The organism is Allobosea sp. CRIB-10 (genome assembly GCF_900112185.1).
GTDB lineage: Bacteria > Pseudomonadota > Alphaproteobacteria > Rhizobiales > Beijerinckiaceae > Allobosea.
In genome coordinates this window covers 83,124-95,395 of sequence record NZ_FOKP01000018.1, presented here as the reverse complement: position 1 = coordinate 95,395, position 12,272 = coordinate 83,124, and the positions used below count along the sequence as shown (strand labels likewise).

Below are 12,272 nucleotides of genomic sequence, written 5' to 3'. Positions count from 1 at the left end.
CAACCTATGGTAGTTTATTTAATTAAACGTTAACCTTACCGAGCGGGGCCACGTATCTCGCCCAATACGGAACGGACATCCGGAGGGAGCTGTTATTGGACGAATGCTTGAAGGACATCGGCGACAGAATTCGGCGTAGTCGCCCAATTCTCCTCAGCTACTTGCTGTCGGGTGGGGCCTTGGCGTCCGCCGCATTGTCGCAGCTGGTGACCTTCGCCATCCTGGCTCGCTCGCTCGGGCCGGCCGAATTCGGCTTGTTCGTGCAGATTTCGGCTGTGACGGCGGTCGCGGTTCAGCTCTGCGGCCTGGGCGCGTCCGACTGCCTGCTCCGTGGCGTATCGCGAGATCCCGGCAGCTATGCGCGTCTGCTCGGTCACAATCTTCTCCTGATCGGTTTCAGCGGAGGCGTACTCGTCATTGGCGGCGTCGCGGCGATGTCGTCATGGTCTCGCATCGGCTCCGGCCCCTCGGTCGACATGACGACCCTGGCGCTACTGTTCCTCGGCAATGTCGTTCTCGTGCGGGTGATCCTTCTCGTCGAAACGGTGTTCCTCGGCCTCGGCCGGGTTCAGGCGGCCAATCGCGCCGTTGTCGGCTTCGCGCTTGCGCGCATGGCCGCCGCGGCTCTGGGCTGCCTGGTGTTCCGGGTCACGAGCCTGGCGGATTGGGCGCTCTGGCAATGCGGCGGGAATTTTCTCTACGCCCTGCTCGGAGCCATCTGGCTCTCGCCTCTCGGCCGGCCCCGCTTCGCGATCCTGCGCGCGGAGTTGCGCTCCGGACTGTTGTTCTGCTCGCAATTCGTGGGCCGAGCCGTCCGCTCGAATATCGACCTGCTGGCGATCGGCCTGTTCACCTCGATCGAAACGGTCGGCAGCTACGGGGTCGCCAGGCGGATCATGGACAGCAGCTACCTTGCGATCGATGCGCTCAACCGGCTGCTCTATCCGCGGCTGGCACGTGAGAGCCGCAACGGCCTGCACCTTGCTTTGCCGATCGCCAAGCGGGCCCTGATCGCCGCGCTCGCCCTCGGTGTGCTGACGGGCCTCACCCTGTTCCTGCTGTCGCCCACCCTTCCAGCCCTGTTCGGCCGCGATTATCACGACCTGCCGTTCTTTGTGCGCTGCCTGTCCGGCACCATCGTCCTGATCGCTGCCTGGGCGGCTGCGGTCGACCTGCTCGGCGCCTCTGGTCGGCAGGATGTGCGGGCCTGGATCTTGAACGGCGCCAATCTGCTGGGCAGCGTGGTCATCGCGGCGGCGACCTCGCAGGCGGCGCCGATCGGCACCTTCATCGCGCTCTATGCGGTCGACGGGGCCATCGTCTTGGCAGCGTGGCTCGCGCTGCTTCGGCTCGCACGGCGCAGCCGCTCGCATGTGGCTGCGCTCGCGCGGGCGAGCCCCGTCATGACAGGTCCTTGACGATCCGGCTCTCGATCCAGGCTTCCGGAGCCTTCCGTGACTGGAAGAAGCCGAGCGGCAAGGCGGCGGCGTGGAACACCCAGGCGACGACCGCATACAGTCCGAGCGACAAGCTCCGCTGCCGCAGGCTCATCGCGCCGACGATGCCGGCGGTCAGGATGGCGTCCAACGCGAGCCCCATGGCCGGGCTCGGCAAGGCGAATGGAAGCACGATCATCGCGATCAGCCAGAGATAGACGCCGGCCCAGAGCTTCAGCTCGGGCAGGTCCTCGATCAATCGCCGCCATTGCGGCTTGCCGAGCGCGGCGCGCAGCAATTCGCCGATCCCGCGCAAATAGCCCGATTTCCAGCGCCGCAGCAGCAGGCTGTAGGCGTTGATCGCATGCCCGAAATGACGGACGAAGCGGCGGTCGAGACGGTGCAGGCTCCAGCCCCGCGCCCGCAGGCGCAGGCCGAGGTCGAACTCCTCATAGCCGTGCAGATTGCGGTCCGAGAGATAGCCGGCCTGCTCGACCGCGTTTCTGCGATAGAGGCCGCCGCCGTTCATCCGGTCGATCGTGCCGGTGCGGCTCTCGGGTGAGACCCGGCGTCCGCGCCTGATGTATTCGAGGCTGGTGTCGTTCATCTCCTCGACATGGCCGGTCACGCCGGCAGCACGGGGATTGCTGTCGAGATAGGCGAGGGCCTCGGGCAGGAAATCGGGATCGAGCAGCATGTCGCCGTCCATCAGGCAGATGAACGGCTCGCGGCTGTACTGGAAACCGAGCTGGGGGCCGATGCCGCAGCTCGGGCGGATGGCCGGTTCGAGCTGGACGACACGGACGGGGTAGCGCGCGGCGATGGCGAGCGTGCGATCGCGCGAGCCGCCATCGGCGACGATGACCTCGCCGCCGATGCCTTCCAGCGCCGCCAGCACACTCTCGACCGCGGCGCCGATCCTCGCCTCCTCGTTGAGCGCCTTGAGGATGACCGAGACCGCCATCGCATCCGCCTCAGTGGAAATCGCCGAGGAGCCGGCTCCAGTCCTCGCCGGCGAGGCCGCCGACATAGACATCGCCGCGCGCGACCGCGTCGTTGATCTCGGGAACTCGCGTCAGCACCATCGCGAAGGCCCGGTGCCGGAAGACGAGCCAGCGCTGCAGCGAGAGTCCGGCCATCAGGGCGAGCTGCGCTCGGCCGCGCGCCGCGACATGGCCGGTCTCGTCGAGATGGCGGAACATCGCGTCGAGGACGACAGTCTCGCGGTCGGGTAGCGACAGGACGTTGAGGACATGCGCGGTTCGCCCCGGCGCCGCATAGTAGACGAAGCAGCCGATGATCGTCCCTGGGTGGTCGACGACGGCGCGGATCGTGAAGGCGCCGAGCCGGCTGTTCTGCGCCGCCAGCGACACCAGCCAGGAGAGCTCCTCCCGCGCCCAGAGCGGCCGCACGGTGTAGTGGGCGATGAGCCTGGGGGCATGGTCCAGGAAATTCGGAATGGACATGTCCGTGACGCTCGCTACGGCGGCTTCCGGCGCATCCTGGTCAGGCCGCAGATGCCGCAGCAGACTGTCGAACGGGCGCGCGACGATAGGGAGGCCGAAAGACCTGCCGCGCAGGAACCGCTCGGCGAAGCGTTGCGTCAGGGCACCGACGGGGCGGAAGCTGCGCGTCCATTCGAGGTTCTGCATCGGAACCGGCTTGCCGCCGATGGCGAGGAGATGGCTCCGGCTGGTGGGCGAGGCGCTGTCGCAGAAGGCGAAATCGGCACGTCTGGGGCGCAAGGCGAGGATCAGTTGTGCCGCGCCGGCAGCCTCCTTGTCGGCGTCGCTCATGAAGACGCCGAGCAGCCTGCCCGGCAAGCTCGTTCCGCAGGCGACGAACCGCATCGGCACGGCCAGCAGCGCGCTTCGGATGCGTCCGTCCTGCTGCTGGTAGACCTGCGTGCCCATCGTCTCGTCATAGGTTGGAGACGCCAGGGTCAGGCTTCCCAGATAGTGTTGAAGCTCCATATCCGCCGGCCTGTCGGCCCCCCTGAAGATTTTCAGGAACAGCTGCGCGACTGCCGGCACATCGGCGGGGCGCATCGGCCTGACTGAACCCTTGCGTGAAACGCGCGCTTCGATTGCGGTCTGCGGCTCGATCGGCCGCATCAAAGGGCGCTCGCCGGGCTTGCGTCGCGGAGCGGGCTCGGGAGGGGAATGCGGCAGCAAGGCATCTTCGCCCACCTCGTCCTGGGGCCGGCACGCCGGCGCTCATAGGATGGCGAAGGGCATCCAGCCGAGCGTTTCGCGATGCGATCTGCAACTTATACGATTAATTTGTAAGGGATATGTAAAAATAAGACATGTCGTTCTGGCGGGTCGTGATCCGCGCGCCGCGCGGCCGACCCATCCAAAGGTATCGGCGACAATATTGTGCGATGGATTAGCCCTCTCCGCCGGCCGATCTCTGTCGCGTCCGATTCAGGGAGATGCGTCATGGACGGTCTTGAGCTCATCGATGTGGTTGACGCGCCGGTGCGGGACAGCAGCGTCTGGCAGGCGCGATGGCTTCTCCTTCTGCCCTTTGGGCCGTGGTTTCTCGTATCCGTCGCCGACCTGGTCCTCCGCTGAGCACGCGCGCGATAGCCTGTCGAATGGGCTCGGCGGCTCCCGGGCGCGTCCCGATTGCATCCACGATGACGTATCGGCGCAATCCGTTTCGGCAAGGCAGGCGCAGGCGCCGTCGGGGCCGGGATTGACGGAGCAAGGCGTGCCGGCGTCGTCGCGCTCCGATTGGGGCTCTCTCCACCATCGCCCCTTCAGCGTCGCGAGAGGCTGACTTTCAGTCTCGACGGCTGCCGCGCCGGAGCGGACGTCCTTAGTTTCCGGTCACCACCAGACGCCGCGAGCGCTTGATGCCTCGCACCGCAACCAGGAGATACGAAGATGACAGAGATATTGGGAACTGCCGTCGTGACCGGCGCATCGAGTGGCATCGGTGCGGTCTATGCCGACAGGCTGGCCGAGCGGGGATATGACCTCGTTCTCGTCGCCCGCAGCGCCGACAAGCTCGCCGCGGTCGCCGACAGGATCGGCAGGAGGACCGGGCGCAAGGTCGATATCCTGCCCGCCGACCTCGCCGATGCCTCCGACCTGGCCCGCGTCGAAGCCTTCCTGAAGGAAACCCCGGACGTCAGCATGCTCGTCAACAATGCGGGTCTCGGCGGGGCGCTGAAGCTACTGGAGTCCGACATCGACGAGATGACCTCGCTGATTTCACTCAACGTCACCGCGCTGACTCGCCTGACCTACGCCATTGTTCCGCAGTTCATCGCCCGCGGCGCAGGGACGATCGTCAACATCGCCTCGATCGTCGCCGTCAATCCGGAAGCGCTCAACGGCGTCTATGGTGGCAGCAAGGCTTTCGTGCTCGCCTTCAGCCAGAATCTACGGCACGAGCTCGCCGGCACCGGCGTGACCGTGCAGGTCGTGCTTCCGGGCGCCACCGCCACCGATTTCTGGGCGATCGCCGGCCGCCCGGTCGAGCAACTGCCGAGCGAGATCGTCATGCGCAGCGAAGACCTCGTCGACGCGGCGCTCCTCGGGCTCGATCGCGGCGAGTTCGCGACCATCCCTTCCCTCCAGGATGGCAAGCTCTTCGACACCTATGAAGCCGCCCGGCGGGCGATGATCGGCAAGCTGTCGACAGCCACTCCGGCACCGCGCTACCGGGTTGTGGCCTGAGCGTTCCGGCCCGCCGCGGCACAAGATGGGAGGTCCACGATGGCATTGCTCGACGAGGTGATCGAGGCACATGGCGGCTTGGCACGGCGCAAGGCGTTCGAGCGGGTCGAAGCTTCGGTCGTGACCACCGGCGGTCTGTTTCCGCTCAAGGGCCTGCCGACGGACAAGACCAGGCGACGCATGAGCGTCTGGCTGCATGAGCAGCGGGCCTCGGTCGCTCCGTTCGGCGCACCCGATCAGCGGACGAGCTTCACCGCCGAGCGGGTCGCCGTCGAGAAGGTGGATGGCGCCGTCGTCGCCGAGAGCCGGGACCTGCCGGCGCTGTTCGCCGGGCACGGGCTCGGCACGCCCTGGGGGCCGCTCCACCGCGCCTATTTCAACGGCTATGCGATGTGGCTCTACCTCAACTCGCCCTTCCTGCTGGCGGCGGAGGGTGTCACGGTCCGCGAACTCGCGCCCTGGCGGGAAGGCGAGGAGGAATGGCGCGTCCTGCGGGCCTCGTTTCCGGGCCAGATGGTCACGCACAGCCGGCAGCAGGACTTCTATTTCGACCGGGCGTTCGAGTTGCGGCGGCACGACTACCGCGTCGACATCGCCGGTGGCTTCGCCGCCGCGCAGATGATCGGCGGCTATGTCGAAGTCCAGGGCCTGCGCGTCCCGACGCGGCGGCGCGCCTATGTCCGCGGGCCCGACGCCCGGCCGGTGACCGACCTCCTGATGGTCTCGATCGATCTCGACGAGGTGACGTTTGCCTAGGGGCTCGGCCGGCCGCGCCCAAAGTTGCGCAGCCTGTTGATATGTGCCGGCTGTGGCAGCGGCGGATTTTCAGACGATAGGGAAGGTGAGGGGACATGACACAGCTCTACTTGGACGATCTTCAGCCCGGCCAGACCTTCGTCAGCGGTTCGCATGCGCTCGACGAGGAGCAGATCAAGGCCTTCGCGACGGCGTTCGATCCCCAGATCTTCCATCTCGACGGGGCAGCCGCGAAAGGCACCCTGTTCGGCGGCCTGGCCGCCAGCGGCTGGCACACCGCGGCGATCACCATGCGGTTGAACGTCGAATCGGGCTTGCCGCTCGCGGGCGGCATCATCGGCGCCGGAGGCGAGATCGCCTGGCCGGCCCCGACGCGGCCGGGCGACATCCTCCATGTCGAGAGCGAGGTGATGGAGGTCGTTCCCTCGCGCTCGCGCCCCGAGCGCGGTATCGCCACCATCGTCAGCAAGACGCTCAACCAGCGCGGCGAGGTCCTGCAGATCTTGACCGCCAAGCTGGTCGTCTATCGCCGGCCTTCGGCCTGAGCGCCGCAGACCGCGCGCTCCTGGCGGGCGCCGCTATCCGCCGGGTTCCGAGGTCGGGGCAGGTACGGCCAGCGCCTTCAAGGCGTGCCTCAGCCGCGGCACCATCCAGTCGATGAACACCCGCACTTTCAGCGGCAGCAGCCCCTGGCGGGCATAGACCAGGTGGACAGGGAACGACTGGCTCTCGCAGTCGCCGAGCATGGCGATCAAGGCGCCTGATTGCAGGCCCTTCGCCACCTGATAGCGCGGCATCCGGATGATGCCGACCCCGCGCAGGCCGGCGGCGACGGTCGCCATGGCCGTGTTCGCGCGCATCCGAATGGTCGGTCTTCCTTCCACCTGGCGGCCTTCATGCTGGTAGATCCAGCCCGGCTGGGTGATCTGGCCGAAGACCACGCCGTCATGCTGCCCGAGATCGTCCGGGCTCGCAGGCGATCCCTTGCGCGCCACATAGTCCGGGCTGGCGCAGGTCACGAAGCCGAACTCGCCGACCTTCACCGCGTGCAGCGCATTGTCGGCGAGTTCGCCCAGCCGGATCCCGACATCGACATGCTCCTCGACCAGATTCACGAGGCGGTCGAGGGCGAGCACGTTCAACGCGATCTCGGGATGCTCGCGCAGGAAGTCGTAGGCGAGCGGCAGCACATGATCATGGCCGAATGCGATCGGCATGGTGATCGTCAGGACGCCCCTCGCGGTTTCGTATTCCCCCGATGCCCGCGATTCGGCGTCTTCGACTTGCGCCATGATCTGGCGCGCGGCTTCGACATAGTCGCGTCCCGCATCGGTGAGCTGGATATTGCGGCTGGTCCGGACGAGGAGGCGCGTGCCGAGATGGCGCTCGAGCTCCGCGACTTTCCGGCTGACACTCGGCAGCGGCGCGTTCAGCTTGCGGCTTCCAGCCGACAGACTGCCAGCGTCGACGACGGCCAGTAAAACCTGCATCGCATCGAAGCGGTCCATGAGAGTCCAAGCCGAATGTCAAAATCACACTGCAATCATGCTGCACCCGGGTCGAACCCCGCCACCCCTCGGGCTGACAGGAGCGGGCGGATGCGGGCAAGGTTGTCGATGGTGTGTGAGAGGTGGCTTCTGAGCCGGGCCGCAGCCTCGTCCTGGTCGCGGCGGGCGAGGCTGTCGAGAATGGCGAGATGCTCCTCGCATTGTGCGCGGTAGCGCTTGCGGTCGAGCATGGAGCGATAGGACAGCAGGCGGCGGATCCGGTTCAGCCGCCTGATCGCGTCGAGGAAGAACGGGTTGCCGCTGGCGCCGACGATGGTTTCATGAAAACGCACGCCGCGCTCATGCAGGGCATCGGCGCTGTCGGTCTCGATGGCGCCCTGGAGGAGGCGCTCCTCGGCCTGGCGGCAGCTCGCGATCAGCTCGGGTGCGAGAGTGTAGCCGGGCTCCAGCAAGGCGGCCGGCTCGAGCGCGAGCCGCAGGCGGTAGGTCTGCTCCAGGCTTTCGGGCGTGGTCAGGACCGGCAGGAAGCTCCAGCCATAGCCGGCGCGCCGCTCGGCCCAGCCCTCGGCGCTGATCCGGGTCAGGACGGTCGAGAGCTCGGTGCGCGTCAGTTGATAGCGCTCGCGCAGTTCCGATTCCGTGATCTGCTCAGGCAGCTGCGCGCGCAGATGATCGTCGGCGATGCGGAAATAGGCCGCCCCGATCCTGTCGTCCTGAGCGAGACCGAGCTCGTCGGCCGAGGGCTGCGTCTCGGAGGCGACGAAATAGCCGCGATTGCGTTCATGGCGCAGCACCCCCTTCTCGGCGAGGATCTGCAGCGCCTGCCCGATCGGGAACCGTGACACGCCGAGGCGGCTGGCCAGATCCTGCGAGCGCAGATGCGTGCCGGCGGCAAGGCGCTGCTCGCGCATCTCGCCGAGCAGCCGAGCCGCCAGCACCTCGCCGAGATCGCCTTTTGCCAACGCCGCCGTCCCGCCGGCGCATGACGCGCCGGCAAAAGGTGTAGTCGACGGGCTGCGGGACACAACCCTGTTTCTCGCGCTCGCTTATTTCACCAGCCCGATCGAACGCAGCACCTCGGCGACGCGGAGCTGCTCCTCCTTGAGGAAGGCGACGAAGGGCTCGCCCGCGAGATAGTAGTCGTCCCAGCCGCGGGCTTTGAGCACCTCGGCCCATTCCTTCGATGTCGCCATCCTGTCGAAGATCGCGGTCAGCTCCTTCTTCTGATCGGTGCTGATGCCGGGGGCGGCCATGACGGCGCGCCAATTGGTCACCTCGACGTCGAAGCCGAGCTCCTTGAGCGTGGGGACGTCGGCGCCGTCGAGCCGCTTGCCGGAGGACAGGGCGAGCGCCCGCAGCTTGCCGGCCCTGATCTGGCTCTCGAACTCGCCATAGCCGGAGACGCCGGCGGTGACGCGGCCGCCGAGCATGGCGGCGAGTGCCTCGCCGCCGCCGGAGAAGGCGACATAGTTGAGCTTGGCGGGGTCGCTGCCGGCGGCCTTGGCCATGAGGGCAGCGAGGATGTGATCGGCGCCCCCGGCCGAGCCGCCGGCCCAGATGAAGCGCGCCGGGTTGTCCTTGATCGCCGCTGCGAGATCCTTGACCGTCTTGAGCGGCGAGTTCTCCGGCACGACGATGACGAGCGGATCGCCGGTGAGGCGGACCAGCGGCGTGACCTGGTCGAGCGTGACCGGCGCCTTGTTGGTCAGGATCGCGCCGACCATGGTGATGCCGTTGACCATGAGCTGGCTCGGATCGCCCTTGGCGCCGTTGATGAACTGGGCGAGCCCGACCGTACCGCCGGCGCCGGTGACGTTCTGGACCTGGACGCTCTTCGCAAGGCCCGTACCCGTCAAGACCTGCTGGACCGAGCGTGCCGCGGTGTCCCAGCCGCCGCCCGGCCCTGCCGGCGCCATGATCTTGAGCTCGGCCGGCGCCTGCGCCAAAGCCGGTCCGCAAAGCCCTGCTGCGGCAAGCCCCGCAATGATGATCCTGCGCGAAAACATCTCTTCTCCTCCACTGTTATGGTCGATACGCGCGCTCAGGCGCAGTCAGGCTTGGCGGGCGGGGCTCCTGCGATCGTTTCTCGATCTCCGGCTGAATGCCGCGGGCTTCGGCAGGAAGCGCCTCAGGATCAGGGGCAACATGCCGCCCGCCCGCAGCGTCTCGCATTCGAGCGCGGTCTCGACAGCGAGACGCATCGGGATCGTGGCGCGCGCACCCTCGGCTCGGAGGAGCGTCACCACCGTGCGCAGACGCGGCGCCAGCTCTGCCGCCGGCACGGCGATCTCCAGCCGGTCGCCAGGCCGTAATCCGAGATTCGTACTCTGGGTCGCATCCTCGAAGACCAGCGGCAGGATGCCCATGCCGATCAGGTTGGAGCGGTGGATGCGCTCGAAGCTCGCCGCCAGCACGGCGCGCACGCCGAGCAGGGCGAGCCCCTTGGCCGCCCAATCGCGCGACGAGCCGGTGCCGTAGCGCTCGCCGGCAATGACGACGGTCTCCTCTTCTGCAGCGCGATAGCGTTCTGCGGCGCGCCAGAGCGGGAGGACGTCACCGCTCGGGACATGCACGGTCGAGCCGGCCGGCAAAGCCCGCCCCAGCTGGTTCACCACGGTCCGGTTGGTGAAGAGCCCGCGGAGCATCACCTCCCAATTGCCGCGCCGCGCGGCATAGACATTGAGGTCGCGGGCATCCTCGCCCTGCGCGACGAGCCAGCGCCCCGCCTCGCTGGCGGCCGGGGTCTGCCCGGCCGGGGAGATATGGTCGGTGGTGATGTCGTCGCCAAGCACCAGCAAGGGGTGGGCCGAGTAGCGGCCGAGCGCCGACGGCGCACCGGCGCTCGCGAAGGGTGGCCGGCGCAGATAGGTCGAGCTGCGATCCCAGGGGAAGCGGGCGGTCGCCGGCGCATCCAGCTCGGCCCAGCTCTTATCGGCCTCGGCTTCGGCGAAGGCCGCACGGAAATCGCGCTCATCCAGGCTTGTGCCGAGAGCGGCATCGATCTCCGCCCCGCTCGGCCAAAGATCCGCCAGGAAGATCGCCTTGTCGCCGGCATGGGCGAGCGGCTCGCGGCTGAGATCGCGTTGGGCGGCTCCGGCCAGCGCATAGGCCACGACCAGAGGCGGCGACGCCAGGAAGCCGGCCTCGACCTGGCCGTGGACGCGGCCGGGAAAGTTGCGGTTGCCGGAGAGAATGGCGACGGGCAGGGTCTCGCCGGCGAGAACGGCGCGCTCCATCGTCGGCAGCAAGGGCCCGGAATTGCCGATGCAGGTGGTGCAGCCATAGCCGACGATGGCGAAGCCGACCGCTTCGAGATCGTCGAGCAGGCCGGAGCGTCGCAGGAAGCGCTCTGCCGCCGGCGAGCCCGGCGCGAGCGAGGTCTTGACCCAGGGCGGCGGCGCCAGGCCGAGCGCCCGCGCCTTGCGCGCGACGAGGCCGGCCGCGACGAGCAGGCGCGGATCGCTGGTGTTGGTGCAGCTCGTGATCGCGGCGATCGCGACCGGATGACGCGGCAGCTCCGAGGTCGGCCGCTCCGGCTGCGGCAGTCGCGACAATGCTCCGGGAACATCCGACAGGCAGATGCGGTCCTGGGGGCGGAACGGCCCCGCAAGGCTCATCCTCACCGCGTCGAGATCGATTGCAACGGTGTCGGTGAAGCGCGGCTGCGCCTCCGGTTCGAACCACAGCCCCTGCGCCCTGGCGTAGTCCTCGACGAGCGTCACCGTCCCGGGCGCGCGGCCGGTCTGCCGGAGATAGGCGAGCGTTGCGGCGTCGATCGGGAAGAACGCCGTCGCGGCGCCGAACTCAGGCGTCATGTTCGCGACGACCGCGCGCTCGCCGGCCGACAGAGTCGAGACGCCCGGCCCGAAGAACTCGACGAAGGCGCCGGCGACGCCGCGCTCGCGCAGGCGCTGCGTCACCGTGAGGGCGAGATCTGTCGCCAGCACGCCCTCTTTCAACCGGCCGGTGAGCCTGACGCCGATCACCTCCGGCAGGCGCATCATCACCGGCATGCCGAACATGACGCTCTCGGCCTCGAGGCCGCCGACGCCCCAGCCGAGGACGCCGATGCCGTTGATCATCGGCGTATGGCTGTCGGTGCCGATCAGGGTGTCCGGCAGCGCCACGAGCTGCCCATCGATCATCCGGGTGCTGACCACGCTCGCGAGCTGCTCGAGGTTGATGGTGTGCATGATGCCGGTGCCCGGCGGATGCACGCGCACGCCCCGCAGCGCCCGGGTCGCCCATTTCAGGAAACGGTAGCGCTCGCCATTGCGGCGGTATTCGCGCGCCTTGTTCAGCTGAGCGGCGGCGGGCGAACCCGAAACATCGACGCCGAGCGAATGGTCGACTGAAACGTCGACCGGCAGCATCGGGCTCAGCGCGTCAGGGTCGCCGCCGGCCTCGGCGAGCGCGTCTCGCAGGCCCGCCACGTCGACCAGCGCCGGCGTGCAGGTGGTGTCGTGCATCAGCACGCGTTCGGGCTGGAATGCGATCTCGGCCGTGCTGGTCCCGGCTGCGAGCCATTGGCGAACCGCAGCGAGCCCTTCCGCGCACTCGTCGTCGGACGATGCATTCCGCAGCAGGTTCTCGACGAGAATGCGCAAGACATGCGGCAACCGCGAGAAATCGACGCCGAACGCCTCCGCCGCTGCGATCCGGACCAGCGAGCGCGGCGTTCGTCGGGAGGAAATGGCTGTGGTGGGCAGTTGCCGGTTCATGCCAACCTAATTGCATATATTGATGTATAAATGCAATATGTTCTTTGCTTGCTCCGGCGAGCATCGCTATGACGGCATTGCCGCCGAACACCGCGTCTTTGTCTGGGAACGTCCGAGCTGGGCAATCACGTCAGACGCATAAGGGGCGCCAAATCGGCACAG

Annotated in this window: 11 protein-coding genes; 5 read left to right on the top strand and 6 right to left on the bottom strand. The window is 67.7% G+C overall.

The annotated features are described in order from the left end of the window. Window positions 1-179: 179 nt before the first annotated feature. On the top strand, window positions 180-1,418 hold the full coding sequence (locus BMZ69_RS20855) for a lipopolysaccharide biosynthesis protein (protein WP_175506911.1): 1,239 nt from the start codon (window positions 180-182) through the stop codon (window positions 1,416-1,418). On the opposite strand, the gene BMZ69_RS20850 is transcribed toward BMZ69_RS20855, so the two are convergent. Both BMZ69_RS20850 and BMZ69_RS20845 read right to left on the bottom strand, forming a co-directional pair. Continuing rightward, the gene (locus BMZ69_RS20850; protein WP_092160279.1) at window positions 1,402-2,400 is read right to left on the bottom strand and encodes a glycosyltransferase family 2 protein; all 999 of its coding nucleotides are present in this window, start codon (window positions 2,398-2,400) and stop codon (window positions 1,402-1,404) included. The genes BMZ69_RS20855 and BMZ69_RS20850 overlap by 17 nt on opposite strands. Before the next feature lie 10 nt (window positions 2,401-2,410). Then, window positions 2,411-3,409 (bottom strand): GNAT family N-acetyltransferase, encoded by a 999-nt coding sequence (locus BMZ69_RS20845; RefSeq protein ID WP_139219134.1) that lies wholly within the window; start codon window positions 3,407-3,409, stop codon window positions 2,411-2,413. 468 nt (window positions 3,410-3,877) lie between these two features. Here BMZ69_RS20845 and BMZ69_RS32400 point away from each other — a divergent pair, with 468 nt between their 5' ends. From BMZ69_RS32400 to BMZ69_RS20830, 4 genes are all read left to right on the top strand, one after another. Next, window positions 3,878-4,012, top strand: coding sequence for a hypothetical protein (locus BMZ69_RS32400; RefSeq protein WP_280142121.1), 135 nt, complete (start codon window positions 3,878-3,880; stop codon window positions 4,010-4,012). 315 nt (window positions 4,013-4,327) lie between these two features. Then, complete coding sequence (locus BMZ69_RS20840; protein WP_092160274.1) at window positions 4,328-5,125, top strand: SDR family NAD(P)-dependent oxidoreductase; 798 nt, start codon at window positions 4,328-4,330, stop codon at window positions 5,123-5,125. Between the two features lie 39 nt (window positions 5,126-5,164). Continuing rightward, a complete protein-coding gene (locus BMZ69_RS20835) occupies window positions 5,165-5,881 on the top strand; it encodes a hypothetical protein (RefSeq protein ID WP_092160271.1) in 717 nt (238 codons plus the stop codon). A gap of 95 nt (window positions 5,882-5,976) precedes the next feature. After that, entirely contained in the window at window positions 5,977-6,426 is a 450-nt protein-coding gene (locus BMZ69_RS20830) for a MaoC family dehydratase (RefSeq protein ID WP_092160269.1), read from the top strand. A 33-nt stretch (window positions 6,427-6,459) separates the two neighbouring features. On the opposite strand, the gene BMZ69_RS20825 is transcribed toward BMZ69_RS20830, so the two are convergent. The 4 genes from BMZ69_RS20825 to acnA form a co-directional block, all read right to left on the bottom strand. Continuing rightward, the gene (locus BMZ69_RS20825) at window positions 6,460-7,389 is read right to left on the bottom strand and encodes a LysR family transcriptional regulator (RefSeq protein ID WP_092160267.1); all 930 of its coding nucleotides are present in this window, start codon (window positions 7,387-7,389) and stop codon (window positions 6,460-6,462) included. 35 nt (window positions 7,390-7,424) lie between these two features. Continuing rightward, window positions 7,425-8,351, bottom strand: coding sequence for a GntR family transcriptional regulator (locus BMZ69_RS20820; RefSeq protein ID WP_210188058.1), 927 nt, complete (start codon window positions 8,349-8,351; stop codon window positions 7,425-7,427). A gap of 84 nt (window positions 8,352-8,435) precedes the next feature. Continuing rightward, window positions 8,436-9,395, bottom strand: coding sequence for a Bug family tripartite tricarboxylate transporter substrate binding protein (locus BMZ69_RS20815; RefSeq protein ID WP_092160266.1), 960 nt, complete (start codon window positions 9,393-9,395; stop codon window positions 8,436-8,438). Window positions 9,396-9,440: 45 nt separating this feature from the next. Further along, a complete protein-coding gene (gene acnA, locus BMZ69_RS20810; RefSeq protein ID WP_092160264.1) occupies window positions 9,441-12,110 on the bottom strand; it encodes an aconitate hydratase AcnA in 2,670 nt (889 codons plus the stop codon). Between the last annotated feature and the right edge of the window lie 162 nt (window positions 12,111-12,272).